We start from the raw sequence: 25,426 nt of genomic DNA, 5'->3' as shown, positions 1-25,426 counted from the left end.
AGTGATGCTTCTTCGGAGCAGACTGATACGGTGTCCCTCAGAGCCCTGCGAGGAGACTTGCGAACTGGTCAAGGCGATCGTCAAGACGATCGGGCGAATAGACGGCCGCCTGGCGCTCGTAGTAGGTCGCCAGTTCGGAAGCGTCGGGGGAAAGCGTCCCCGGAGAACAGTCGGTCGCGATGGTCAGCGAGCAGACTGGCGCATACGAATCGCGAAGCTGTTCTTGGACTGCCTCAACATCGCTGGGCTCGTCATCGGTGACTGTGATGATAAGCGGTTCGTCACGCTGACTCGCGATGAGTTGACGGGCGAGGCCGATCGCGTCAGCAAGGGGAGTACCTCCACCGCAGGATGTATCGAGCAGCGTCGCCTGCACGTGTCGTGTTTCCACGGAGAATGGCTTCACGAGGCGAGCGTGTCCCCGAATGAAGTCGATGATCGCGACCTTGATGCCGAGGCCTTCGGCGGCAACTGCGAACCGAGCGAGCGCCTGCGTTGCGACCTCGATTTTCGGTGGAGATCCGTGCCTCATGGAGCCCGAACGGTCGAGTACCAACACGAGGCAGTAGCGCTTCTCGCGACCAGGCGTCGTCGTCTTGCACACGCGAGGGTCACCGATCGAGAGTCGGTGTCCAGCCCTGGTATCGTACGTCCCAGCAGTTAGCCCAGTCCGCTCACCCTGCCGACGCTCGAGGCGAAGATACGTTTCGAGCGTATCTCCTACCTGGTCGGCTCCGTCTTCAACCGCCGTCCACTCGCCCGGAGGGACGAGTTCGGTGCTGATGGGGAGTAACTCGATTTCATCAAGGCCTCCAAGCCCACCTCTGGTCCAACCGGGCTGGCCACTGTCCTCGTTGTGATCTCGGTTGTCGCGTTCCAGCTGCTCAGCAAGTCCGGAGAGTTCCTCTTCAAGGGCCTGCTCGTCGATGCTTTCCCTAGTAGCTTCGTCGTGGGCGGCTCGTTCGTCGGCTGTTAGAGCCTCTTCGTATACGTCGCGGTCTTCGTCTGATGATCGATGGCTCGATCTGGCGTGGGCTGGCCCTTCAGAGACCGGTTCAGGTTCAGCCCTTCGTTCAAGTGGGGTTTTAGGATGGCTGTGGATCGACTCCTCGCTTCGAGAATTCTCGGTACCCGAGTTCGATGCAGATTGCGGAGGGCTCGCGTCATCGCTCGAACGACCATCCTCACCGTTGAAGTCGCCGAACGTGAGCTGGGGATCTTGTTCAGCAGAGGTACTCGCTTCACGAGAGGGAGACGCTGAAGCGGTACGATCTGTATCACACCTCTCACCGTCTTCGGATGTAGTCCCCCGGTCGTCACTCGACTCCAGCCGTTCTTTCTTTCGGGCACGCTCAGCGGCCTCTGCAAGCGACTGTGCTCGCGAAGTCTCCCCCGGCGAATCATTCCCCTCGTTGCCGTCACCATGGCTGTGAGCGGCATCCTCGCGACGATCCGTCTGTTCTCCACTGGTGGTGTTCTTCTCCTCTGCATCCGTGCTGTCAGTCCGACTGGATTCACCTACAGCTGCATGAGCGCGATTATCTCCATCTTCGTCGACGTCTGTCTGATCATCGGATGGACTTTTCGTGGTATCATAGTCGCCGTCCGCTGGAGCGGTGCGAACGTCGATCTCATCTAGGTCCGGATCGGGTGTGATCTGGGGATGATCGAAGATGTCCTGATATGGATCGTGAGTCGCGTCACGGTTCAGCGAGATATCGGACGGATCGAAGTCTCGAGAGAAATCGGAGCTGTCCGCCTCGTCAGAACTTCCACTCCTCGATGCACCGAGACCAGAGGGCTCTTCATCGTACTCTTCGCTCCCGTCGCTAGCCTCTCGTGGTAAACGATTCTCCTCGGAAGACTCCTCAGATCGTCCCTCGTTCACTTCGAGGGGGTCAGTGGCTCCTTCGGCTTCAGCCGTGTCTTCTGTGTTGGTTGGCCCCGATCTGGTCTGTCCCTCTTCGCTATCATCGCGACGATCCTCAAGGAGGGGCTGGATGTGAGTTGTCCACGTTTCGATGACGCACTTGGCACGTCTGACAGACGCCGCCTTGTCATGGGTGTGAGTGGTGTCCTCCCGATCGGCGCTCCGCATGGCGAGTGCCTCCCGTGCAAGCGTTTCGAGTTCCTCGTGAAGTGCTTCGAACGCCTGTCGGTCCGCGTCGCTTTTGAACACAATCCGATCATCACTCTCGTCACTGAGGACGTCCGTAATCCCCGTCGGATAGATTACTAGGTCGTAGAGACAGGAGGTCACGGCGTCCCAGAATGAGTACGTGATCTGCTGGTCCTCGGGAATATCATTCGACGTTTGAGAATGCAACCGTCGAGTGAGTTCGAGTCGAATGCCGGCGTTGTCACTGAAATTCTTCCCATGGATGGCTTCACTTTCAATCGCCCCATCCTCAATGATGTTGATGAGGTCGTGGGCCTGTTCGTGATACTGCGGGTCGATTTCAGTATCTAGGAGCTGGCCGATCGTGATGATGGCCGTCTTGAGAATATGCAGCAGTTCGTGGAACGCCAGTCCGAATTGATGTGCGTGATCGGCCGTTAGCTGGTCGTTGAGGGGTATTCGGTCGAGATCGGCCTCCTTCCCGGTGATGAGCACCAGATAGTCAGCGTCTACATCATCAAGGAGTTGTTGAGTTTGGTCTCGTTGGAGTTCTGTCGCGTCTGATGAGAGGATTGCGTCGATATCAGCGGGAAGTACCGCAGCAGTCTGGACACTTGTCGTAATGACGACATCGACATCAACGCCATCGGGAAGATGGCCACAAATGAATTCACGGATTCGGTCTGCACGGTTCGGCGAAATTCTTGCTGTGGTTGCCACTTGTGGACTAACTTCTTTGACAAGCTGATGAACACCGCTCGTGGGTTTGGTATCCGACATAGGAAGAGGTGAACAGTAGGATTACAACTGTCTCTCGGGTAACAAGAGGCACATAAACTGGTGTTATTACTAATATGTCAAGACATACTTAATATGTTGGATATAGAGAGGATTCTAGTTGGTGGCGAGTTCATGCAGAGGGTTTGTAGATACAACGGGAGGAATTGCTACGACTCCAGTCATAACACTATAGATATCAGGAACCAATATCTATGGGTCAGATAGTTCTTCACGAGGCATCATTCCTGTCGCCTCAAGAACGCCAACCTCCTGTTTGTCGGCTAATTCGGTGAAAGTTAACCACGGTGAGAGACGGTGTGCTTTCGTCTCGATCGTTTTCTCGCTCCAGCCCATACTGTATCCCTCAGAGACCTGCTCCATCACCGCCACAGGCTTGAATTCGCTATTCGGAACGCGGTTGCAGTATGCCTGTACGAGGGGAATCTCGAGCAGTTTGTCGCGGAGCAGCTCTCGCTGCTGACCCCGGCTTGTCGATATCACGGTGCGGCCGGCTTCAGTCGTGGCAAAGCCACCTTGTTCAGGGCGTGCGACTCCGAGTGCGTACGCGGTGCTGAGCGTCTTCTCTATCTCTTTCTCAGAGTACCCCAGTCGATTAGCCAACTCCTCTCGCGTATTGACCTGATCTATTGCCCGAAGCGTCTCGATGACCTTCTGAGGCGGGACGCGGGGATCGCTCGCACCACGATCGTTCTGCAACGGGTGCTGTGGCCCGGAATCGGTTTCTGCGACATCGCCGAGCTCAAGATAGTGGATCCACTTGGCATAGACCCTCCCGTACCGTTCGAAGGTTTCCTCGTCTGCGGCCCCCGATTCGGTTTCGAAACTGATGACTCGACCAAGTTCCTCGATAGTTATCCTGTCGTTCTTGATTTGCCCCAGCACGCTCTGCACGCCGGGAAGGTCAACGAACCTCTCTTCGAGAACATCGACGTCTTGGAGTTGGACAAGCCGGCGGGCCTCGTTAGTGGCATCGTACTTGTCGCCGTCCCACTCGACGAGTCCGAGGTGCAGTGGGTCGTGAAGCTTGTTTCTGACCGTTCGCACGCCGACACCGAGGTCGTCGGCGATCTGTTCTGGCGTCTGACTTCCGCTGATGACTGCCTTGAGCGTTTGGAGAGTGTTGCTGGGGCGGTAGTATAGGCGGGATTTCGATGCGGTCGTCATCCATCATCACCGTTCGAATTGCCCGCGTCCTCAAGTCGATTAAGCGCATCTGGAAGGTTCTCCACGACCAGTCGATGATAGCTCCTGCCCTCCTTCGTGGCGAGCCCTGCCTCTCGTAGGTTTTGCAGGTAGTCTCGGATCGTCCGCTCCTTTCGATCGACCCGCTCGTAGAAGAACTCCGAGTCGACGGTGTCCTCATCGACGATGTTGCCCTCCTTCGCGAACCGCTGAGCGATGAGGTAGATTAACATCCTGTTCTCCGGGTCGAGATTGCGGTACTCATCGCTGATGTCGACGGTGCCGTCCCGGTGAAGCTGGAAGAGCTTCTCGACTCGGTCAAGGTTGTTCTGGAGGATAGACTCGGTGTCGGCCACGAGACGATCCTGAATCTCATCTTCCAGACTCATGCATCGCTCACCTCCCTGACGTGCTGCTCGCCCTCACGAGTCAGCATCCACAGCTGGTAATGTTCGTCCTTCCCGTCACGCATCAACCAGCCGCGCTCTTCCGCGTTCGCGAGCGAGTCGCTTGTGTTTGCGGGCTTTTGGATTTTGCACGTACGGTACCCCTCCTCGATGTCCTCGATAGTGAAGTTCTCTTGGCCCTGCTGGGTTTCGAGGTGATACCCGATAGTCACCGCGCGCTCAACGTGTGTCGCTGGATCGACCTGCTCAACGAACGCACGGAGGCCAACCGTCTCGTCGGGCACGTCTCCGGACTCGAATCGCTCCTCGATGGTCGCCACGCGCTCCTCAAGATCTTGCACCCGCTTTTGGAGCGCCTCTACATCGTCCCTCATCAGACATCCCCCCTGATGAATTGTTTGGCTTTAGTAAAGTTGTACGGCGGGATATGATAGCTCCCGTCGTTACCCACGGCGATGTCCTCGTCTTCCAAGTCCCGTACGGACGGATAGATGGTGCCAGTTTTTATTCCACTTTCCTCGCTGATCTCCGTTGGGGTCAGTTGCTCCGATTCCACCATCTCAAGCTCATGCCGCGCTCTCTGCGCCAATAGCACAACTACGATCTGCTGCTTCGCTGTTAGCTCCTCAAACGCGGGAGTGGGTACGAGGCTTCCGGAGTCGCTTCCGATGCCGACGTAGTCCGCCAGCAAATTGGTCAGCAACTCCTCATTCATCTGCTCCTCGTCAACGAGTAGGTCTTCGAGCTTTGACTGCGACGGTTCGCCTTCAGTCATGCCTTACTCCGGCTATTAGCCCCACCATATTAAATCCTACTATCCTTGGGATATCGGAGACTTATAATAACGAATTAGAGCCTCAGTTCATAGAATTTTAAGGGTAAGGAATAAGGCCAAGCTATTCTATCCGCCGTCTGGCGTCAGGCCGAGAGCCGGCAAGGGGATTGTTCTCTTCGAAAGGATTTAACTCCTCGAAAGAGAGCCTCTAACGACTGAATTCAAGGGTTATAGAAACAGTGAGTTGATTCAACATTACAGCCTTGCAGATTAGTTCTTCAGAATACGAGGAGAACCATGTAAGCTTAGATAGTCTGATTTTCTATATCGGTATATAAATGCAAGTCTACACTATCTATAATTCTCGGATGCGGCACTCAGCCTGCGGCTGGGGTAGTTAAGTCACCCTCAATTTTATCAATCGCTACGTCGATGTTCCCCTGATCGGTAAAGTCAGTGAGCTTGTCCTCGATGAGATCGTCCAAGGCGTACACGTACTCGCCGCGCTTCCGCTTTCGAATGAAGTTCTTTTCGATCAACGTCTCGGCTTTCTCGTACCGCTGCGAGGAGTTAGGGGAACCGCCTGCGTGGAAGTACGCGTCTTCGATTGATCCACTCTCGTTGTACAGGAAGAACTCGAGCATCCCGCGTTCATATTTATCAAGAGCAGCGAGTTCCTCCTGCAGCCGCGTCAGTACGCGATCGACGTACGGGTGATCAAGGATGTCTCCCTCGCCGTTTTCGGATTGAGACGGGGTTGAGCGGCTAGCCTCCCCTTCGAGAGCATTGCGTTCAGTTCGAAGCTGCTGGATTTTTTTCCGTTGCTCTCGTAGCTGCTGTTCTCGATTCTCAAGTTGCGCTTCGAGCTCTTCGATGGATCCCTCTCGATCCCGAACTTTTGAGTGGAGATCCTCAATCTTCTCCCGTTGCTCGTCGACAGTGGTCTCAAGTTCCGCGAGCTGCTCACTCATATTCGTTTCCTGTTCCTGTTCAAGGCTCTCGCGAAGCCGGTCGCGTTCCGCTTCAAGCTCGTTAATATGCTCCTTGAGCCGCGCAACCGTCGCCGCCGTTACCTCCTCGTCCAGCTCGGTCTGTCGGTCATCGACCGCGGTGGCATCTTGGGCATGCTGGCTCGTCTGGAACATTCCCTCACTACCTTCGTGGTGTTTGGTCCGTCGTTCGCGAACCTCGACAAAGGTCGGCGAGGCGATCACGTCGCCGACGAATAGCACCTCGCCAGTCTGTAGCTTCTGGATCTGCGTCCCCCACGAAGAATCAAGCCCCTCAGCATTCTTGATGATCTTACTAATGTCCGTATCGTCGGTGAGCTTGTGGATTATGAACGCCTGTAGCTGAGCGCGGATGTTTGGATATATTTCACTCGGTCGTTGGCTGACTAGCGCAAGTGTGAAGCCGAACTTTCGGCCCTCCTTAGCGATATTCTCGATGACGGAGCGCGGCTCGTTCTTTCGCTGGGGGGCAAACAGGTGGGCCTCTTCCAGGAAGACCTTGGTCTCAGGGATGCGATCCCGTTTTCTGGCTAAAAATAGTGCGTCAAGAAGAGTAGATACGATTTCTTCTTGACGTTCGGTGTCGACCCCACGGAGATTGAGAACGGTCGCCTGTTTGGGCCGGGCGAGGTCAAGTGGGTCGATGCTGTCAAGATCAAGGTCACGGTCTGCGGCCGAATTGAACTCAAGATCGGCATATTCGACGACCCGGTAGTCGCTTGCCTCCCCATCAGGTCTGATCTTTAATGATGCGTACTCTCCGTGAGGGTCAACGATCACCATCGGCTGCTCGTATTCAAACAATTCTTCCGTCAGCACTCCAGCAGTATACGACTTCCCGCTACCGGTTCGTCCAAAGACGCCAACCTGCTTTTCCATGAATTTCTCGACGGAGAGGTAGAGGGGAGTCCCAAAACCACGAAGTGTACCGATATGAACGCCTTCGTGGGGAAGTGAGAGAGTCTCGAGAACCAGTCTCTGGTCAGCTTTCTTGACTTCGGTCCCCCGACGGAATGGGAGATCGGGGTAGCTTCCGATAACGGACGCATTCGCCTCAATGTGATCGTTGCTAGTTTCAGTGTGGGTGATTTGGGCGACGTATTCGCCTCTCGAAGGGCCGGGGGCTTGGACGAAATCTCCCTCCACGAACCCCTCGTCGTAGTCCATCTCGAGTTCAAAACCGAGGGTGCTTGATTGGGTGATATTCGCCATCGTTGGGTGTTGTCTAGTGTTATTTCTCCACTATCTTGTAGCTTTTGATAAGATATAGTAAATAGAGAAGACTTCAATAACTCCAATACTCAACTAACTGTTTTCTCTGAAATCATCATTGTAGCGTCATGTGCATCAATTGAGTCGGTTCCGTATTCCGAAGATATAATACAGATATATACGGAAACGGGAGGGTCATAGATAGTCATTCAGTGTCTCGTAGCAGTCCTCAGGATACTGGTTTGGCTCAGTAACCGCCCATAGTTCGTTTTTCACCGCGGCTTTGGGCGACGCCCCGTCTTCGATATGTTCACACAGTATCGTCAGGTTCCGAGTACTGAGAGTCGGCCAAGACTCGTTCTGCCGAGTCTGATGCGCGAATTGGACGATCTTTCTAAGAGCAGCACGGTCAATGACCTGCTTCGACGTGTTCACTTGTCGATCTAACGTGTCGACCTCCTCTTCGATGTCCTGGATATAGGGCTGCTCGAACGCACGGAACCGACCGCGAGTAGCAGAGTTCATCGGTTCGGAATCGCGATATTCACGAGTCGGTGGATTCATCGTAATGACGATCCGGGCCGACGGGTGGGGTTCGACGATCTCACCGTGTGCTTTGATGAGGAGTTTCCCTTCGTTGAGTAGCCTGTGAAGCGCCATCGCTGCTCCTGCCCGCATCACCGGGAACTCGTTGAGTACGACGACACTCCCGTTAAGAAGTCCCTGTTTGACGGCACCGTTGCGGGGGACGATGATTCCGTTTTCGTTGGGCGTGAGCGGCCCAAAGAGGTCCTCAGTATGGGTCGCAGCATCGCAGTCAATCGAGACGTATCCACGGTTCGTCCGGTAGCAGAGATACTTCAGCAGGTAATTCTTCCCCGAGCCTCGAGGACCCACGATCCGGACTGGAACGAGACCCCTCGAGAGTTTCTTTGCAAGAAGTTCGTCGATTGGGAGCTGCAATCGAGGCTCGATTGGCACAGCCGGTGCAATTACCTCACCCTGCTCGTCGACCGGGAGGGCATCGTCTCCCGCGTCGGGGTGGGTGGCAGCTTTCGGGACATCGGGATGGTCTGGATCATCGAGGATATGCAACCCCGTCGGGACCGGCTCCGAGGCGTTCCGTCCGACATCAGAGACGTACATTCCCCGAAGATCATCGGCGGACCAGTCCTTGCTCCGATAGAGCGGTTCGCCGACCGGCTCGTCAGCCACAGCCAGATCGACGACTCGGGCCACACCCCGCCCTTGGTCATCGACGCGCCGAGTGTAGCGCTGCGCAGCGGCACGAGCAAGGGACGTTCCAACAGGAATGTGGGTAGCGGCCTCTTCGAGAAGTGCTTCAGCTCGGGATTCAGTAAGCGTTCCAGTCAACCCCGTGATCTCATCGATCTCGGCGTCGGCCAGTTGCGTGAAGTCCGTGATATCTGCTTCGTGGAGTGCGTCGTTAATCGAGTCCGTCACGACGCTAATCACCCGAAAGTCGGCGGTTCCCTCTGACGACGCAGGTCCGAACGATTCGGTGATCACGTCGGGCTCAGGACCCTGCGGCGTCGCTCCAACGATGAGTCCGCTTCCACTGGACCCTCTGTCCAGAGTATAAATTCCTGCGTCGGAACCCTCGTCAATGAGGTCTGCTGCCTCCTGTTCGCCGATATCAGCGAAGTCAGAGACCCGGAGAGTTACCCGCTCAAGGGGAATGCTCCCGCCTTCCTGCTGCAAGAGGCGATGCACGAGGTGACTGAGAACAGCCTGATTGCTCAAGGGCTCCCCAGAATCGGTGCCGTCTGGTCCGTTCGAGTGTGACGATGACATGAGAACTCACAGGGGGAGATCGGGGGGTACCCACTCCCTCCTCACCCTTGTCGGGAGAGAAAAACCGAAGTCCGATGGTCGGTGCTACTCGCCCGATCCCGAAATATCGCTGAGGGTGCGCTGGACCTTGTCTTGGAGTCTCTGTGCCGCCGGATCGGAGAGGTCGATTTCCGTGTCGACGTCTATCCCCGGGATATCCACGATGTCCTCAAGAGCATCCGACAGAGTCTGCTGATCATCGGGAAGCATCCGTTTGCTCTCGTCGCCGACCTGCCGGTCGTACTCCTTCACCGCCAACTGAATCATCATCGACGGTGTCCGGAACAGCTCGCCAGCAATCTCCAGATACTCCTGATACCGATCCGAGGCTATCGAACCGTCGTACTCATCGAGTAACGCAATGAGGAGCGACAACTGTACGTTGAAGACGGTAGGACAGGTATGCGGTGTCGCCAGCGCGGAGGCACGGTCGGCTGCCCGTTCAGCGTATTTCGCTGCCACACCCCAGAACTGATAGCATTCCACCAGGGAGAATGGGAGTGCCTCGAAGTCGTAGGCGATTGCCCGTGTCTTGCAGATCGCCTGGTCTACATCGATCATTCGTAGATCGACGTCATCGTAGATCGCCTTCCACCACTCGTTGATCGGAACACGGTCGTTCTTCTGTTCGTGCAGCGCATCGGTTGCCTTCCCGTAGTGGCGTCGCGTGTAGCGCTCACCCGTATCGGGAATGATCGTCCCGGAGTCGGGGAAGAACAGAATCGGTCGCGCCCAGAGCGTCTGCGTCCCACGGAAATCGTACCCGGTCTGGAACCCCCCATAGACGACCAGTTCCTCCTGCACGCTCTCATCGGCCGCCTCGCCGTCAGAAGCTACGTGAGTGAGTCCAGCCGTCTCGTCGACGTCATCCCCGCTGTCGGACGTCTCAGCCGCCCCAGCAACGACGTGCCGGAGACTCGGACAGATGACGGCCATCTTCAGAAGCCCGCCCCAGTCTCGATACGAGGCCCATCCAAACGCGTCAGTCGCGCCGCGTCGCTGGAGAGCGTTGATTATCGGGAGATACGCCTGCTGCGGATTGATGATAGCGTAGGAGTCCGAGGCGATTTGCCAGCGGAACTGAACGTCGTAGCCGAGCGCGTTGAGAGCTTTCCGGCGCTGGTCGACGATGTCCTTGTGGTCATGAACACGAACAATGGGTTCCGAATCAGCTGATGTAGCGAGGTCGGTCAGTGACTGGCCGGTCTGCGACTCGAGTCCGTCGACATCGAGTCCCTCAACATTTCGAATTGCCTCGATATCGACGGCCCCCGCAGTGTCGACGAATTCGTTGGTTGCCCACAGTTCTCCGTCGGAAGCTTGAGGGAGGATCTGGATTACCTCCTTGAACGATCGGGGTGTCCCTGAAAAGTACTGCCCGCCGGGAGACACTTCTTCCGGGTACTCACGCGGGTCTTGAGGCATGAGCCCGGCAAATGGAAGCATCGCTTCCTGCTTGAGCAGATCAGCGACAGGGACCTGGCCTGCTGTCCCTGTTCGGTCAGTCTCTCCCTGTGGGGTAGCGTCCCTGTCGGGTAAACTCGATGCCTCCACCTGATTCGAGTGGGCGGCGTCGATCTGTTCATCTGATTGCTTGTTGGACATGGTGGAGCTCATCTGGGTGTGAGAATGGGGCTGCGACTGGGGCCGATCCACGATGGTCGAAAATCGTCACCCCTCGGTGCTCCGGGGAAGACAAACCATCTAATGAGACGGTCAGGAGTGGATCGTATCAGACGCCTCTTCGTCGGAATCCATCTGGGTGGATAGCGTCTGCTGCTCCGCATCGACGGACCCTTCGAACGCAGAATCGAGCGAGAGGTTGCCGTCGTCGTGTTCGGGGATGTACTCCTCGCCACCGAAATACCGGATGAACTCGTCTCGGGAATCTCGAATGTGGCCCGCAGCGGTCGAGCTGACCCCGTCCAGCCGAGCGTGGTTTCGCCCGTAAACCACCCAGCCAGCGAGCTCACCCATCGTATCGAACTGCTTACTAAGAGTCCGACGAGCAGTCGACGAGACGTTGCTGATCATGTGATAAATGTCTGAGCGACTCACCGGATCGTCGCTCGGATCCTCCTGCCCGCTCCAGATAGCCTGCAGACGTCGGAGATTATCCCGACGATTCCCACGGGTCCAGAGGACATCTTTGTACTTCTCGGCGAGCGCAAGCTCCTCAGCGTACGTTATTCCGTCGAGGTCGAGGCCAGGATCATCGAGAGCGGGAACATCCTCCGGACTTGGTGCGGTGTTCTCTGGATACTCGCGGTCGAGATGGCGTTCCAGATGAGCCGGCTTCCGTATGACTCTCTGTTTGATCTCCCATGAATCACCGGAGAGGTCGCGTTTCACGAAGTTCGTCGCGAAGATGTGGTAGTTCTCGATCGCGTCATCGACGCCCGTCAGTGGGGCAAGTAGTGCGATGGCGAGTTGGCAGGCTCGGTCATCGTCTGCGTCGGGTCCCCAGTCGAAGCCTCCTGGGGCTACTGAGTGAACGAACAGGTGCTTATCGAGGAGAGTATCGCCGGCGTAGACGATGTTTCCACCGAGGCCTCGCTCGCCCCGATACGTGTTGGTCTTGTACTTCGTTTTCCGTTCGTAATCTGTCTTCGATGGCATGTGTGGTGAGCCTGTGGTAATGAAGCGTCAGTCGCGTATGAGTCGGAGGTCGCCGACTGCGTGAGGTCTATCCAACCGTATGAAGAGAATCAGTCGGTCTGGATACGTGGGGCAAGCATTCGCGTCACGTGCCCGTCTCCGTCGGCGATCTCGTAGTCCATGATGAGCGGAAAGTCGGACCCGAACCGCAACGAGACATCGACTCCCCTGGGCATCGTTCGGACGAGGTCCTTCAGATAATCGAGGCTGAAAACCGATCGCGCATCAGCAAGCGTCACCGACTGAAGGTCGTCGTCTTGGAGGTCAAGACGAACGTTGTCGGTATCACCCTCTGCATCGATCGAGAGCCGACCCTCGTCCTCAACCATCTCGATGCCGATGTGGTCAGAGACCATATCGGCGGCCTTGATCCCCCGGTTGAGAGCCTCACGTGAAATCGTCACGCCGGCGGGGAGATCCAGTTCCGGAAGCGTCGGTTCCGAGCGAATCGTCTGCGGATCCAGACACGCCATGGTGAATTCGAGGCCATCGATGTAAACGACGAGTTTGAACGTCGATGTATCGAACCAGAGCTGGACTAAATCCGTCTTGTTGGCCATCTTCACCACCTTGGAGAAGCGGTCGAGATTTACTCCGAGGAGACCGGGGCTGGCATCATAGGACTCGAACGCAGCTGCTTCGAGTTCGATATCGTCCATCGCGACGTTCGCTGGATCGACCGCTCGCATTCGGAGTCCGTTCTCGTTGATATGAATCCGGGTCTCGTCGACGATCGCACTCAGGGTCTTGAGAACGGTCTTGAGTTCCCCACCTTGGATAGCTGCCCGGAATTGTTCCGGAGGAGCCGTAGCTTCAGTATCCGAGTCTGTTGATTCCTCGTCGTTGGATTCAGACGACGTACTAGAGTCCGAGGTCTGCTCTGAGTCGGAGACATCAGCTGGCGTGTCATCGGGGTCAGGGTCTGGTGTCCCGGAAGTCGAGGTAGTTTCGGTCTCTTCTCCGGAATCTGGTTCCGAGTCCGCCTCGGGATCGGGCTCCATCGCCGATTCGGTGTCGGTTCGTGTGTCTTTACCGTCGGTATCTGTACTCATGGTGGCTGATAACTGGTGGTTTGTGAGCCGACGCGTGAGGAGGTACGGCACAGATTGTACCGACACTCCGTCGTGTAGTGTAGGGTGGACATCTCGATCGCCCCTCACCGTGTGGGGACTGAGAAACTGATCGAGTGCTCCACTCGATTCCGTCCTGACTGATTCTTCAATCGCCTACGACGACGGTACTCGTCTATGCGACCGGAGATTCGGTATCGATGACTGGCGGGAGCCAGTCGCAAGCCGGGCAGAAGGCCTCGTACACTGCGAGGGTTTCGTCGAAGTCCCAGCCCCCAGTTTCGTGGAATCGAACTCCCGCACGGACGATAGCATGAACGGCACTATGCCCACAGTTCGGACAGGGATCGCCCGGCCGCCAGTCGGCAGTGTGTAGATCGATAGTTGGCTCGAACCCACCAGCGTCAGTCGTCATCGAATTCCCTCTCGTAAGTGTTTCATCGACGGTTCGATCGGAGAGGGCGTACCGTCGTGAGGAAACGGGATTGTAGCCGGTGAAACCGCTATCTCCCGAGCAATGCGATCGAGTTCCACCTCGTCAGAAGCGATCCGAACGAGGCGGTCAACCACATCTTGGTAGACGGTTGCCCGGTCGGCTTGAGTTGCGGCCTGTTCAAGACGCTGTTCGAGCGCTGTCTGAAGACGTGCCCATGCACGGTTACGAGAGAGGCTTCCCATAATGGTGTGAATGACTGGTTGCGGTATTCGAGGCGAGTCTGGAAGGAGGATCACCGGAGGACAGTTCACCCTCCAGGTTTTCCCCCGCCGAATCGGGGAAGACAAAACGACGAGCGGACGCGAGGGCTCGGTCAGTAACCTACTCTCCTCGAATACACCTTCGAGGTTGCATCTGCGTACGCGATCTAGTCGAACTCCGACGGTGACGGAAACGAGACGTCATCTTCGGCTGCAAGGTCGGTGAGGGTTCGCCACATCGTTCTAAGACTTGGCGTGCTCACCCGAGCTGTGGCCGCCAACTGGTCCTGCGTGACCGCCCCGTACCCCATGAGTTCGCGGGCCGCATAATAGAGACACCCAGCAGCGACACAGCCGGGTTTACGACCGTTGGCGAGCGCTGCCACCGCTGGTAGATCCAGAAGCGTCCGAGCGTACTGTTCGACCTCCGTTGAGACCCCAGTCTCTGAGGCGAGGCGAGGCAGAAAATCTCGAGGAAGTGGCGGTGGGGCAGCGAGATCGAGTTCACGATTGAGGACCTTGTACCCGGCGCGAACGCGAGGCTCGTCGACGCGAGCACGTTCAGCGACCTCCTCGAAGAACCACGGGAGACGGCGGAGCCGACAGGCAGCGTAGACACTCGCGGTCGCGATGGCTTCGACCGAGCGGCCCGTGAGAAGACCCGCGTGGACGGCCTCGCGGAAGAGCCGACCAGCACGGTTCTGAACCGAGTCGGGGAGATCAAGCGAACTCGCAATGCGCTGGATTTCGCCGAGTCCCCGTGCAAGATTCTGATCCTGTGTCGATTCGAATTTCGCCTGGGCGTTCCATCGTCGGAGGCGGGTAAATTGGCGTTGTTTCCCACCCGGGAGCGTGTTCCCACGACCATCGACTCGATATCCGATTTCAGCGGAGAGACCACGGTCGTGGCGGAGATCGGTTAACGGTCCCCCAACCCGGCGTTCGGATTCGGCGTTCACTGCAAGCCATTCCGGTCCTCGATCGAGGCGGGAATCAGCGAGAACGAGCCCACACTGCGTACAGTAGGTTTCAGCCGTGCTCGCGTCGACAACCACACTATTGGTCGTCGCGCATTCGGGGCACGTGTAACACTGGTCGCTAACCTCGGTCTCGACATCGGCAGTGCTCGTGGTGACTGAGTCTGAATCGGACATGTGACAGTCCCGGGGAGCCGAAAAGCTAGGTCGGACCCCACACCGAGTGGGGATCCACAAACCGTTCGCGAACTCTATGCGAGAGTCGGGCGACTAGCTCCCCGCAGAAGTGGATGTCGGCGGACGTGACTCACCTATGACCGGCTTCCAGTATCTCTAAGACGTCGGGGTCGTGCTCGGTATGGAACTGATGGAGAACCTCCCCTTGCCACTCCGCGTACTTCTCGTGGTCGAATTCCGTGACACCAAGCCCTCGGCCTTGGGCGTATTCTTCCAACCCGATGCATTCGATATCGGAAACTGGTGATGACGTTCCAGGAGACGCGGTTGCTGCTCGAGGAAGCGGGCGCTCGATCCAAGCGTCGAAACAGCCATCGATCGACGAGATGACCACCTTTCCTCGAACGACGCCCGGGAAGAGGTCGGTCGTGACTCGAGCCAGATTCCGATAGAGAGCGGGCGGGATCACGAGGAGTCGATGCACATCGTCAATAGTCGTAGCAGACTCTGTCACGACTCGCTGACAACCGTTTTCCGGGATCCATCGCCGGTGCTCATTGAGCCATCCTCCCGACTGGAGACGGCGAACTGCCGCCTGAAGATGTTCATCAGTGCGATACTGCAGATAGCCGGTCACATTCGCGTAGAAACTCATGGAAGAGGGAGTCGAAGTTGGATTCAATAGTGGACGTCAGCGGGGACGATCCAGAGCTCGTCATCATCGTGGCGCTCGACGTATTCATCGACAGCGGATCGGGACCGGAGACCGGCGCCGTGTTCGTCGTAAACCCAGACCGATGGACCGGCGAACTGGCCCAAGCGATAGCAGTCGAACCGGGCGAGATCAACGTCAGTCATCACCTCGGTTGGATCAAGCACGTCGAGTTTCTCTCGCAGATCCTCTAGGGTGTCAACGAACCAGTGTTCTTGGGCGTCCACCGTATCCTCAAGCACCTGCTGACCCGTCTCAGATTCAAGCGAGAGGACCGCATCGAGCTGGCCGTATCGAGGATGGTCACGAAAACGGGCGGCAGTATCGTTCATCGTTCGGTAGTAGTCGAATACAGGAGTGGCATACTCGCCAATCCCTACGAGGTGGTCGAGGGCTCCTCTGGCACGGCCGAGCGCGTCGTCGGGGCTCCGGCCAGGAGTAAGAACCCTGATCAGCATATGCATCGCTTGTTTGTCCTCCACCCAGCAACGGGGCCAACAAAGAGACGAGTGCTCCACACCAGGCTCCCCTATCTATCATCTCCTCGAACATGGTCTCGGAATGCTTTACGACTGTATCCGTGCCGTCGCATCTTCTCAACGAACTCCTGGTATTCCTTGCGAGCTCGGCCGAGTGCTTTCGGATTCAGGGAGCCGTCCCACTGGACGAGTTCACGGACATCCACGCCGCTGCCGATCGAGAGAAGAAATGTGACCATGTTCTCCGGACCCCACAACTGATCCTCCCCCTCAAGCGCCGCAAGCAACGCGTTTTGCTCCCACGGAATGCCTGTGATCTGCTCAGAGAGTTCCTTTGGATTCCAAGGGATGCCGTCCTCGGGCCCCGAGACGTCTGTCACCTCCGGGGTCGTGATGACGCGTTCCTCAGTGAGAGTGAACAGCATCCGGACCTCAGCGAACCCCTTGCAGGGGAAGAGGAGAAGACGAGTCGTGCAGTCTTCGCAGTACGACGCCAAGGGAACGAGCGGTGGGTTCTCGCTGTGAGGATCCGTCGCGTTTCGCCACTTCGGGTGGTTCGTGTTCAGGACGTTGTCGGCGATGTAGTGACCGACGAGTGGATTGCTTCGGTATGCGACACCTTTCGAGCAAAAATCACAGAAGAAATGAGGCTCGTTTGGGTCGAACGGCAGGAAGTTGGCGTGATCGAACACTTCGATGAGTTGGCCAACGGTCCACTGCTCGTTGATTCGGGTATCTGGATCAATCATCTTCCCGCCACCGGTGCCCGCACTCACTACACGTGAAGAGGCGCGTCGGGGCTTCGTCTGCCGCTCGAAGCTGTTTCAGGTCGTAGTAGGCACGGTCATGATCGCATTCGGGACAGCGCTCGCTCGTGGATGGTGACCCGATGAAGAACTCGTCGCTCGAGTCATCCATGGACTCCGAGGTATCGAGATTGTCCTCCGGTAGACGCACCCATAGCGTTCGCGTGTTTCCACCGTCCGTTTCGAGTACAACCTCCTCATCACTCGTTCGGGCGTCCGTAGCGATACTCTGAGACCGCGGACGAGGGTCGGTCTCCAGTTCATCAGCCACAGAGGCATCGGAAGCGTCGACTCCCTCACCCGCTTCTCGTGCGGCCCGGCACTGCTCAGCGACGAGCTTTCCCCGGCTTTCAGAATCCGCGTCCTCCGGGACATCTACTCGGAGGACGTTTGCCTGGTCTTTCCACCACTCCGGAAGCGGAATGTCACCATCCGCGTCGTAGATTTCGATTGCCTTCAGCCAGTGCGTGGCAGCGTACCGACCATCGTCGGCGTCGAGGCGATCGCGAGGGCGATGGGTCGGCAACGAGACCTGACTCACACGCGGGTCGGAGAGTGACGGAATCGTACAGGCGCGGTGGCGTTGGACACCTTTGAACCGGCCATCGTACTTCGACCAGTCCACGTTCGGGATGTCTCCACGAGGCGCCGGGCCGTCGCCGCGTTCGAGCACCGAGATTCGGGTCTCTGAGTCGGCGGCGAGGGTCGCCTGCTCGTTGTACGCACCGACTTTACCGCCCACGATCCGGGCGACATCACCCTCATGCAGGATGACGCCCTGATTCGAGCGGATCCAGACCGTGAACTTGAGCCGACCAGTCTCATCAGCAATGATACCGACCTGCTGCTGGTTGCTCGCTTTCGGCTGCCAGAGAGTAATGACCTCTCCCTGGATGTCGGCCTCCACGTTGTACTTCGATGGGACGGCCGGTACCGTCGCGATGGGCTGGATGACGCCCGCTTCCTGGTAGAGCTGATCTTGGAGGTTGCTAGTCGCACTGATGATGTCCTGCCCCCGCCGGACTTTGAGCGCGAGCCGGTGTTCTAGCGCCTCGCTCGTCGGGCCCGTGATGAGCGCATCGGCGAGGTGAACAGCTGCCTCTCGAACCTGCTCGGAATCACGAGCGCTGAGGTCTTCGAACGGATCGATGTGCTGGCGACCACGCTCATCGTCGGCGGCCCAAGTCTTTTGATAGGTCCGGCGGCGCTCGCGGTACTCGTCCTCGAGGCCCACCCGACATCGGGTCGCCCGGTCGATTCCGAGAAGATCGGCAGCGAGCGCCTTCTCGCGATGCCGCTTGCGCTCGGACTGGAGACCTTTTACCCGCTCGACTGCCTCCAGGGGCAGGTGATCGAGGTCGTCGTCAGTCAGGTCGATCGGATCGATGTCGCGGGCCTGCGTCGTCCGGAGGCTGGCGCCCACCCAGTACGCATCGAGTTCCGTCTGGCCAGTGCCCTCGATCTCGAAGCCATATTCGTCGTACTCGGGTTCGCGTCGCGCCGCGAGCATGACTTGCCCGGCGTTGTCGATGCGGTTGACGAGGAAACTGCTCTCGTGGTGGGGGCTCGCGTAGAGCCCGTACATATCGAGCTCGTCGAACCGAGCGCCCTGCCCGATGTCTTCGTTCGTGAGACGGTGCCGTCGCTGTTTGGTCGGTGCGTATCCCATTGTCGTCCTTTCCGGGGGACAGCCAAGCGGTGAGCGCGGCAATCCTGCACTGCACTACCAACTGGATTCGTCGCTCCCGCTTCGTGTCCCCTCGCCCCCTTGTGGGCAGTGAAATGATCGAGGGGTGGCTCAGTCATTTCCGGCGAGCGTTCGAGGTAGATTCATGTCCGGTGATCCCCTAATGCCGAATACGAATGGCCTCTAACGCTACCATCGACCCCGGGGACGACACTCTCGCGACTGCGATAGGAGCGTACGTCCTCGGTGAAATTTCGCTCGGAAAGGCAGCAGAGCAGGCCGGGCTGGAGCGGTGGGAGTTCGAAGAACTCCTGGAGGAAGTGGGCTTTACTGCGCTTTACGGTCCTCGCACGCGGGAGCAACTCGACGACGAAATCGACGTCGCCCTCGATCGGGAGTAGGCCCTGTAGATGGCGGACCTCACGCAGCCGCTGTTCCTCGATGCGACTGTGCTCAGTAACTTTGCAAGTAGTGACTCGGTCGACTGGTTGACGACGCTGTTGGAGAACCCGGTGGCTGTCCCAGCCGTTCGAACTGAACTCAAGCGAGGCCTAGAACACGGATACGGATTTCTCGACAGGGTAATCGACCAGCTCGGGTCCGAGATTACGATACTCGAGGTGAACAGTAATACACGTGGACCCGACGAATCCGAACTCCGATCCCGACTCGATCCTGGCGAAGCCGAGTCATTACTGGGCGCGATCACACATGACGGGACACTCGTAACCGATGACCTCGCAGCCCGGCGCGTTGCAGCCGAATTCGATGTCCCGGTCACGGGATCGATCGGGCTGTTAGTACTCGGTATTCGACGAGACGCGCTTGCCGTCGAAACAGCGAACGAGTGGTTGACAACATGGAGAGATGAACGTGGCTACTATGCTCCTGTTGAGCGTATTGAGGACGTGCTGTCCAACGAAGAGTAAGCTGCGCCCTCGATAGGGAGAGCTATTTATTCGATTGTGATCGCTCTCGAGAGACGCTAACCTCTTGAGTCCCACGTGTCGGTGTACCATGAAGCGTTGTTAGGGTATGTTTCAGATTGATCGCCAGACGAAGCGCCTCCCGTATCTCGACGTTGTATTCCCACTCTTCGATGACCTCGAGGCGCTCACGACGTTCCTCACCAGAGAGCTCGTCGTTCCCGACGGTTCCACGAAGTTCGGCCAGATCGTCGACGTCGTACTCGCGCTTCCACTGGTCGATCTCGTCAGCGATGGCTCCCAGCTCGGTAGTGAGCTCGTCGAGCGAGTTCCTTTCGGCGAGATCTCGAACCTGCCCGAGAAACTGCGTGACGGGGTCGGGCTTGTAGCAGGTGCCCTCACCAGTCTTGACCGTCTTGAGGTCACCCTGCTCAACCATCCGTGAGAGGTACTTGACGGCGGTATCGCGGGAGACGTCCGCCTCGATTGCGATCCAGCCAGCGTTCCGCGGGTCCGTACGCGTGAGCGCGACGTTGCGGACGCGCTCGGCGGCATCCATCCCGTCCGGCCACGACGGTTGTTTCTCGCTCATAGCCCGCTCTTCGTGACCCGTACACCAATAATTTCGTATCTGTGCCGACTATTTCGTACATCTGCGTCCAGAAATGACGCTTCAGACTCCAGGCTGAGTAGGGAATAGATGTGGGCGTAACTGGGGGCAACTCTTCGATAATCGGAAGACAGGAGCCGTCTCTCGGCGGTATAGTTATGCTCCGCTAGGCGGTGTAGAGTGTGAGGCTGACTAGAGCCTCACTCGCAATCTGGAGGATTGCAATGACGAGTAGCAACCAAGACAGCAAATACCTATCGGCGGCGATAGGGCACAACAGCGAGAACGCACACACCGATGAAACCGCCGGCACGCGGGACGATCGCCAGCACTCTCCGTACTACCGGGACTACCGCAGACACGCGGCCTCTGGCGACGACACGGCGGCACGGACGATGCTGGTCACGAGACTGGCTGGCCTCCTGCACGCGCTCGTCGAAACCACGGACGAGTCTACGCTCCCCGACATGGTGCCGACCAATGCAGATGCGTCCCGTCACGGCGACGGAGCGGTCGACTCCGAGGAGTCCGATCCTGACAGCATCCCGGTCGCCCCCGTGGTCGAGGACGCTGCTGCGACCGCCCGCCATGCTGCGCCGCCGGTTTCGACGTGGCGTACCCCGAAATCTCGGTACGGAACGACTGCTGTTCCCGACGGTGCCACCTACGGTGTCACCCGTGACGGACAGCCGCTCGTTGCGTCAAAGGAGATGGAGATGACCGCGCTTACGAACACTGGTGGACAGCCGCACGACACCCTGCTCGAGCCGGATACGCTCGCACAGGGCGATGCGCTGTCACTCGAAGACGCGAGCCCCCACGAACTGGTCGATCCGTCTGGAGACCGCGTCGTGGGCGTCGCAAGCGGCTTCGACGAACATGCCAGCCGGTTCCGTGCGTACGATCGCCCCGATCCAGATAGGACCGAAGACAGCTCCGACGGCGTCGCCACCGCCGAACTGGACGTGACGCTGCCCGATGGCTCGCTACGTCCCCTCGGTGAGGTGGTCGACGATCCCGAGCGGTTTTCGCGATCATCGATCGAGACGATCGAGGCGACGCTCGCACTGGAAGCCGAACTCCGGAAAGTCAGCGATGGTATTCTGGATGACGGCGAGCTGGTTGGCCACGCGAAATGGTTGAACAACCGGTTCGAGGACCTCGAAACCCTACGCCCGAGCACAGCAGCAATCGCTGAGGCTCGTGAACGCAAGGCTCGGAGGACCTACAAAGAGCGCATCCGTCCGCTGACCGACCTGGATGAAGAGACCAACGCCGAAGTACGCTCACTGGCCCGCCGGCTGCTGAGCGAGGACTTCGATCGCGTCCACGAACTGCGCAAGTCACCGCTCTCGGTGGCGCTCGAACTCGCAACCCGGGTTCAGCGCGGCACGGACACGACTCACGCGTTACTCGAACAGGCCGACGCGGAGAAAACCGATCCCCGGAACGTCGTCAAGGTCGGGAACGTACGGTATACCCGGACCGATACGACGGCTGGTCGCGTCTCGACACAGGGCGAGGTCAAGCTCCTGTTCGAGCCTACCACGTCGTCGCTCAAGCAGGCCGGCGTCCTGCGCGACGACACCGGCGAGATTCGGTTTGCCATCTTCAAGGGAAGCGAACGCGACGAACTCGCCCCGACTGCCGATCCGACCGACCCGGGCTTCACGGTCGTCAAACACCACTCGTTCCCCGAGTTGCGTGAAGGCGACACCGTGCGGTTCGAGAACGTCTTCAAGAACTGGTACCGGGGCGAAGCGACGATCGAGACTCGCCGCGATAGCGAGGTCGTCATCCTCGAGCGCGAATCCTCGTCGAGGTCACCAGCGGAGACATCGACAGCGCGCCGTCGCACCAAGCCACCCGCGAGGACTGGCCCGAGGACCGGAACGACGGTCCCGCGACCGCCAGCAGCCTCCTGGCGTGGCTCCGAACGGTGGATCTTCCCCATCGTCGACTGGATGCCCGACTGGTGGCTCGAATCCGATGATGTCGAACCGATCAGCGCCGTCACTGACGACGACCACGACGAGCACGTCGTGTGTGGCTCGTGGATCGACGCTGAAGGGACGAGACATCCGAGATGCTACCGCCGGCGTCCAGAGGAATCCCAGACCAGCCTCGAGACGACACCGACTGTCGAGACCGAGGCTGACCAGGTTGAGGCAACGCAGCGAGATCGATCGACGATCACTGCCGAGTCAGAATCCGATGATACCGACATGGAACGACTCTATGAGGAGCTCTGGGAGGACCACCGGATCGACCTGGAGACCCGATCGAGTCGACACCAGGTATCGGGAAGAAGCGTTCTCGGTGAGCAAGCAGGGAATAGCAAGCAAACAGAGACACTGTAGCGACACGTAGACCCCCGAGTCCCCTTCACCGGAGACTCAGACCCAGTAGCACCCCCTTTCACTTTCCTTGCGCCGAGCGACTGCCCCGACAACGCCCGCTGAAGGCGACAATGCAGAGTGTTAGTGTTAAAAGGGAACCCAAGCTTGCGTACCTGATGTCTCGACACGTGGCCTCCGAACAAAACGCCGCAACTCGATTATGTCGAGTCCGAGGCAGTAGGCGCGTACCACGGTATCTCGGCAAACCAGATCAGGGGTGTCTCTCGCTCGAAGGATGCGCAACCACGGAACACGGCTGGACAGGAACAATCGGTGGTCTCAATGGCTAACGGGACCAGCGAGGACGGGAGCAGTGAGGATGCGCCGGAGGATCAGTACCGGGTGATACTATCCGTGCCGTGGATCGTCCGGTGGGCTCCCGGTGCACAGGACGCGATCAACATCGCGGTAAGTGAGGTCGGAAAGCGAGTCGAAAACGCGAACACTGAACGGGTCGTTGACTGCCAAATCAGCGTCCAACAGCTCTCAGATGAGAAGAGTGGTCAGACGAACGATGCAGTACTACTCGTCGGAGAGACAGCCCTCGTAGGATTGCTTCTCACCTGTGATGTCGTTGCAAGTAGCCCAGAAGAAAGCAAGCGACTCGCTCGTCGCGAGTTGGGACGCGAGTTCGAGGAGGTACCACTTGTTCCCACGGAGGTCTCACCACTCAAGGACGGCACATCAGACAGATAGGGATTAGCGAAAGTCTTCGTACTTTGGAACGCGACAAATTTCCTAGCGACTGAAATCGGCGTGCGAGATGTAGAGGGTGAGTTCAGCAGGCAATCAACGACGAAATACCCACTCGGTGGCATTCACAGTACGCCGGGTCTTAGACAGAAAACCTACAATTACAGGTTGCGAAATCGAGGATTGGAATGTACTGGGCCGAAGCTCTCTTTGGAAGTAACGAAGTGGACTTGAGGACATCAATAGTCGGGTCTCTCGCCGTCTCATTCGTCGTCGCAGTTGGTTATCTAACAGGCATCTTCGGCTCTGCTTCGTTCGTCTCGTGGGGAGGCCCGAACCCCCCACTCGTTGCGACACTAACTGCAATAATCTCGTCCGGTGCAATCGCGTACCTCCGTCGCGGACTCATTCTAGGTCTTGCCAGTTCCAGTTTTGTGTTTTTCACCACTGGTTTTGTCGAAGTGTTCTTCCTATACCGAGGGTTCACGGTCTCTGAGCGATTGGGTTTTCTTTCCGACCTCTATTTCCTAATCGTCTCGTGGGGGTGTTTATTCGGCTGTATCGGGTACGTGGGCGGGGAGTTGCTTCGCCGCCGGATGGGACGCCGGTAATCGGGTAAGAGATAGATATTCTCTGTACGTGGCATCGTAGTTGAGGAAACCGCGTGACCGACTTGCGCACTGTATCTCGCAGAGGATTTCTGACAGCTACCGGAGAGTATGTACGTTGAGTGTATGGATTCCTTCGCGAATCCCTAAGAGAACACTCTGCGTCGCATCGCGAGGAAGAGGAACCCTTGAAAGGAAGCTAAAATCGAGAAATGTAGGGACAGAGAGGAGCATGTCCGGTTCGAAAAGATGAGAGGGAGAGTAACCGGTATCGAATAGAGAGCGAAAGATAGGGGGAAAGACGGTGCAATCGCCTTCGCGACGACACCCGACAGCACACGATGCCGAGTCGAGTTCCAAGGGCCCTGCCGGTTCTATCCCGATTGCGTATTCGCATTCGGATAGATGCAGAGGCCGTCTCGACCGACGATACCGGTCACGAGGGAAGTGATGAAGCCAACCCATCGCTGAGACGACTGTGCCTTCTTCAGACGCTTTTCACTCCCCTCGCCTCCGACTGGGGATAACAAATCAACTATCAGAGGCGGCTTGCCTCAGTTGTGTCAAAACGGCCGAACGAAAGAGACCTCATGAACGTCATCCAGCGTTTCCGTCGACTGGCGATAGGGCTCAGAGATGGAAACCAGTAGATCACTAGAAGAGCGCCTCAGGCCGTCGATCACGGGGATGGCTCGGGGAGTTGGTCCTCCTCCTCAGGATCTTCGTCTGGAGATGGCGTGACGGCATCGGAGTCACCCTCACTCAGTTCTTCAACGGCTGCTTCGATGCTACTGACATCGTCTCCGTACACCTCACGGGCACGGTCTGCGTACTCGGCTATCCCCTGCTCGAAGTCACCAATACGGGCACGGGTGTCACGCACTGCCGTGTCGACCCACGCATCCCGAGTCGTGGCATCCACGACGACGACCGCTTCGGGCTGAATCGAGACGTTCGTGTAGTCACCTGCCTCGTAGGTCCGCGGCTTCCCGACCACGACCACGTAGGACGGCGTCTCGGCCGCCCTAAGCGCCGCCATGGCGTCGGGCTGATACTGCCCGGCGTAGACGAACACGCTCTCTGTACCGGCGATGAGACGCCCCTTCCAGTACTCAGAATCCTGTCCGACGTCCTCCGTCTCGATGAGCGTCCCGGCGACGAACACCCGGTTCACCGCCTCACCGGTCGGCAGCAGGGTGTAGCGAGGCGCCCGATCCTCGTCGCTCTCCGTGAAACTGTACGTGGCGGCGTTGAACTCCTGGGCGAGCACGCGCTTGGCCGCCTGCCGTCGCGACACAGCCGGCTCGAGCGCCGGATCGTCGAGTCCGAGCTCCGCACCGGGGGCCTCTTTCGCTTCGTCAACGAGCAGGAACGTCCCGACGACAGGCCCCGAAAGCCGGTAGGTTCGACCGAGCACGCGCTCACGGATCTGTGCTTCCACCACATCGGTCGAGAGGGCGTCCATCGCGAGCTGCTTGGCCTCCTCCATCGACAGCCCCGTGACGGCCGTAGTCGCCTCGGCGTCGAAGATGACGTTGACAGCCTGGGAACCGTCATCCAAGATGGCC

The 25,426-nt window shown here is 58.1% G+C and carries 22 protein-coding genes; 5 read left to right on the top strand and 17 right to left on the bottom strand.

What is annotated here, in order from left to right; translation table 11 throughout:
* Positions 1 to 37: 37 nt before the first annotated feature.
* The 15 genes from FZP69_RS21525 to FZP69_RS23120 all read right to left on the bottom strand — a co-directional run bounded on the left by FZP69_RS21525 (position 38) and on the right by FZP69_RS23120 (position 18,520).
* On the bottom strand, positions 38 to 2,839 hold the full coding sequence (locus tag FZP69_RS21525; protein WP_192918699.1) for a vWA domain-containing protein: 2,802 nt from the start codon (positions 2,837 to 2,839) through the stop codon (positions 38 to 40).
* A gap of 270 nt (positions 2,840 to 3,109) precedes the next feature.
* On the bottom strand, positions 3,110 to 4,084 hold the full coding sequence (locus tag FZP69_RS21520) for an AAA-associated domain-containing protein (RefSeq protein ID WP_152043485.1): 975 nt from the start codon (positions 4,082 to 4,084) through the stop codon (positions 3,110 to 3,112).
* The gene (locus FZP69_RS21515; protein ID WP_152043484.1) at positions 4,081 to 4,491 is read right to left on the bottom strand and encodes a hypothetical protein; all 411 of its coding nucleotides are present in this window, start codon (positions 4,489 to 4,491) and stop codon (positions 4,081 to 4,083) included. Before FZP69_RS21515 ends, FZP69_RS21520 begins: the two co-directional genes overlap by 4 nt.
* Complete coding sequence (locus FZP69_RS21510) at positions 4,488 to 4,883, bottom strand: hypothetical protein (protein ID WP_152043483.1); 396 nt, start codon at positions 4,881 to 4,883, stop codon at positions 4,488 to 4,490. The genes FZP69_RS21515 and FZP69_RS21510 overlap by 4 nt, the downstream gene beginning before the upstream one ends.
* The gene (locus FZP69_RS21505) at positions 4,883 to 5,284 is read right to left on the bottom strand and encodes a hypothetical protein (RefSeq protein WP_152043482.1); all 402 of its coding nucleotides are present in this window, start codon (positions 5,282 to 5,284) and stop codon (positions 4,883 to 4,885) included. The genes FZP69_RS21510 and FZP69_RS21505 overlap by 1 nt, the downstream gene beginning before the upstream one ends.
* Before the next feature lie 377 nt (positions 5,285 to 5,661).
* Positions 5,662 to 7,461, bottom strand: a complete 1,800-nt coding sequence (locus FZP69_RS21500; protein WP_192918698.1) for an ATP-binding protein — start codon at positions 7,459 to 7,461, stop codon at positions 5,662 to 5,664.
* A 240-nt stretch (positions 7,462 to 7,701) separates the two neighbouring features.
* Entirely contained in the window at positions 7,702 to 9,228 is a 1,527-nt protein-coding gene (locus tag FZP69_RS21495) for an AAA family ATPase (protein WP_240137801.1), read from the bottom strand.
* 177 nt (positions 9,229 to 9,405) lie between these two features.
* Positions 9,406 to 10,965 (bottom strand): hypothetical protein, encoded by a 1,560-nt coding sequence (locus FZP69_RS21490; protein WP_240137800.1) that lies wholly within the window; start codon positions 10,963 to 10,965, stop codon positions 9,406 to 9,408.
* Between the two features lie 111 nt (positions 10,966 to 11,076).
* Positions 11,077 to 11,979 carry a DUF6166 domain-containing protein gene (locus tag FZP69_RS21485; protein ID WP_152043479.1) on the bottom strand — a complete coding sequence of 301 codons (903 nt, stop codon included), beginning with the start codon at positions 11,977 to 11,979 and terminating at the stop codon, positions 11,077 to 11,079.
* 89 nt (positions 11,980 to 12,068) lie between these two features.
* Positions 12,069 to 13,070: a DNA polymerase sliding clamp gene (locus FZP69_RS21480; RefSeq protein ID WP_240137799.1), complete on the bottom strand. Its 1,002-nt coding sequence runs from the start codon at positions 13,068 to 13,070 to the stop codon at positions 12,069 to 12,071.
* Between the two features lie 881 nt (positions 13,071 to 13,951).
* Entirely contained in the window at positions 13,952 to 14,938 is a 987-nt protein-coding gene (locus tag FZP69_RS21475; protein ID WP_152043477.1) for a transcription initiation factor IIB, read from the bottom strand.
* Positions 14,939 to 15,068: 130 nt separating this feature from the next.
* Positions 15,069 to 15,593 carry a hypothetical protein gene (locus FZP69_RS21470; RefSeq protein WP_152043476.1) on the bottom strand — a complete coding sequence of 175 codons (525 nt, stop codon included), beginning with the start codon at positions 15,591 to 15,593 and terminating at the stop codon, positions 15,069 to 15,071.
* 23 nt (positions 15,594 to 15,616) lie between these two features.
* Entirely contained in the window at positions 15,617 to 16,114 is a 498-nt protein-coding gene (locus FZP69_RS21465; RefSeq protein ID WP_152043475.1) for a hypothetical protein, read from the bottom strand.
* A 65-nt stretch (positions 16,115 to 16,179) separates the two neighbouring features.
* Entirely contained in the window at positions 16,180 to 16,878 is a 699-nt protein-coding gene (locus FZP69_RS21460) for a hypothetical protein (RefSeq protein ID WP_152043474.1), read from the bottom strand.
* Positions 16,871 to 18,520, bottom strand: a complete 1,650-nt coding sequence (locus FZP69_RS23120; RefSeq protein ID WP_240137798.1) for a hypothetical protein — start codon at positions 18,518 to 18,520, stop codon at positions 16,871 to 16,873. Before FZP69_RS23120 ends, FZP69_RS21460 begins: the two co-directional genes overlap by 8 nt.
* A 278-nt stretch (positions 18,521 to 18,798) precedes the next feature.
* On the opposite strand from FZP69_RS23120, the gene FZP69_RS21450 reads away from it, so the two are divergent.
* A complete protein-coding gene (locus FZP69_RS21450) occupies positions 18,799 to 19,023 on the top strand; it encodes a UPF0175 family protein (RefSeq protein WP_152043473.1) in 225 nt (74 codons plus the stop codon).
* Between the two features lie 9 nt (positions 19,024 to 19,032).
* On the top strand, positions 19,033 to 19,551 hold the full coding sequence (locus FZP69_RS21445; protein WP_152043472.1) for a hypothetical protein: 519 nt from the start codon (positions 19,033 to 19,035) through the stop codon (positions 19,549 to 19,551).
* A 22-nt stretch (positions 19,552 to 19,573) separates the two neighbouring features.
* Here FZP69_RS21445 and FZP69_RS21440 read toward each other — a convergent pair whose 3' ends face one another.
* Positions 19,574 to 20,140, bottom strand: coding sequence for a DUF7342 family protein (locus tag FZP69_RS21440; protein ID WP_204960109.1), 567 nt, complete (start codon positions 20,138 to 20,140; stop codon positions 19,574 to 19,576).
* 200 nt (positions 20,141 to 20,340) lie between these two features.
* Here FZP69_RS21440 and FZP69_RS22830 point away from each other — a divergent pair, with 200 nt between their 5' ends.
* From FZP69_RS22830 to FZP69_RS21425, 3 genes are all read left to right on the top strand, one after another.
* Positions 20,341 to 22,518, top strand: a complete 2,178-nt coding sequence (locus FZP69_RS22830) for a hypothetical protein (protein WP_192918697.1) — start codon at positions 20,341 to 20,343, stop codon at positions 22,516 to 22,518.
* A gap of 321 nt (positions 22,519 to 22,839) precedes the next feature.
* Positions 22,840 to 23,253, top strand: a complete 414-nt coding sequence (locus FZP69_RS21430; RefSeq protein ID WP_152043470.1) for a DUF555 domain-containing protein — start codon at positions 22,840 to 22,842, stop codon at positions 23,251 to 23,253.
* A 185-nt stretch (positions 23,254 to 23,438) separates the two neighbouring features.
* The gene (locus FZP69_RS21425; protein WP_152043469.1) at positions 23,439 to 23,861 is read left to right on the top strand and encodes a hypothetical protein; all 423 of its coding nucleotides are present in this window, start codon (positions 23,439 to 23,441) and stop codon (positions 23,859 to 23,861) included.
* Between the two features lie 676 nt (positions 23,862 to 24,537).
* Here the strand turns inward: FZP69_RS21425 and FZP69_RS21420 are convergent.
* Positions 24,538 to 25,426, bottom strand: an 889-nt coding sequence (locus FZP69_RS21420) for a hypothetical protein (RefSeq protein WP_394350174.1), incomplete at its 5' end; no start/stop codon positions are given.

It is taken from the genome of Salinigranum salinum (assembly GCF_009176545.1).
Taxonomy (GTDB): Archaea; Halobacteriota; Halobacteria; order Halobacteriales; family Haloferacaceae; genus Salinigranum; species Salinigranum salinum.
Note: the sequence above shows the minus strand (reverse complement) of the source record. Positions and strands in the feature narration are given on the sequence as shown.

Coding starts and splice junctions, on each gene's coding strand:
- FZP69_RS21465 (WP_152043475.1), bottom strand. CDS start 16,114: ATGCATATGCTGATCAGGGTTCTTACTCCTGGCCGGAGCCCCGACGAC.
- FZP69_RS21505 (WP_152043482.1), bottom strand. CDS start 5,284: ATGACTGAAGGCGAACCGTCGCAGTCAAAGCTCGAAGACCTACTCGTT.
- FZP69_RS21440 (WP_204960109.1), bottom strand. CDS start 20,140: ATGAGCGAGAAACAACCGTCGTGGCCGGACGGGATGGATGCCGCCGAG.
- FZP69_RS21500 (WP_192918698.1), bottom strand. CDS start 7,461: ATGGACTACGACGAGGGGTTCGTGGAGGGAGATTTCGTCCAAGCCCCC.
- FZP69_RS21460 (WP_152043474.1), bottom strand. CDS start 16,878: ATGATTGATCCAGATACCCGAATCAACGAGCAGTGGACCGTTGGCCAA.
- FZP69_RS21515 (WP_152043484.1), bottom strand. CDS start 4,491: ATGAGTCTGGAAGATGAGATTCAGGATCGTCTCGTGGCCGACACCGAG.
- FZP69_RS23120 (WP_240137798.1), bottom strand. CDS start 18,520: ATGTACGGGCTCTACGCGAGCCCCCACCACGAGAGCAGTTTCCTCGTC.
- FZP69_RS21490 (WP_240137800.1), bottom strand. CDS start 10,965: ATGTCCAACAAGCAATCAGATGAACAGATCGACGCCGCCCACTCGAAT.
- FZP69_RS21470 (WP_152043476.1), bottom strand. CDS start 15,593: ATGAGTTTCTACGCGAATGTGACCGGCTATCTGCAGTATCGCACTGAT.
- FZP69_RS21510 (WP_152043483.1), bottom strand. CDS start 4,883: ATGAGGGACGATGTAGAGGCGCTCCAAAAGCGGGTGCAAGATCTTGAG.
- FZP69_RS21520 (WP_152043485.1), bottom strand. CDS start 4,084: ATGACGACCGCATCGAAATCCCGCCTATACTACCGCCCCAGCAACACT.
- FZP69_RS21475 (WP_152043477.1), bottom strand. CDS start 14,938: ATGTCCGATTCAGACTCAGTCACCACGAGCACTGCCGATGTCGAGACC.
- FZP69_RS21425 (WP_152043469.1), top strand. CDS start 23,439: ATGTACTGGGCCGAAGCTCTCTTTGGAAGTAACGAAGTGGACTTGAGG.
- FZP69_RS21430 (WP_152043470.1), top strand. CDS start 22,840: ATGGCTAACGGGACCAGCGAGGACGGGAGCAGTGAGGATGCGCCGGAG.
- FZP69_RS21485 (WP_152043479.1), bottom strand. CDS start 11,979: ATGCCATCGAAGACAGATTACGAACGGAAAACGAAGTACAAGACCAAC.
- FZP69_RS21445 (WP_152043472.1), top strand. CDS start 19,033: ATGGCGGACCTCACGCAGCCGCTGTTCCTCGATGCGACTGTGCTCAGT.
- FZP69_RS21450 (WP_152043473.1), top strand. CDS start 18,799: ATGGCCTCTAACGCTACCATCGACCCCGGGGACGACACTCTCGCGACT.
- FZP69_RS21480 (WP_240137799.1), bottom strand. CDS start 13,070: ATGAGTACAGATACCGACGGTAAAGACACACGAACCGACACCGAATCG.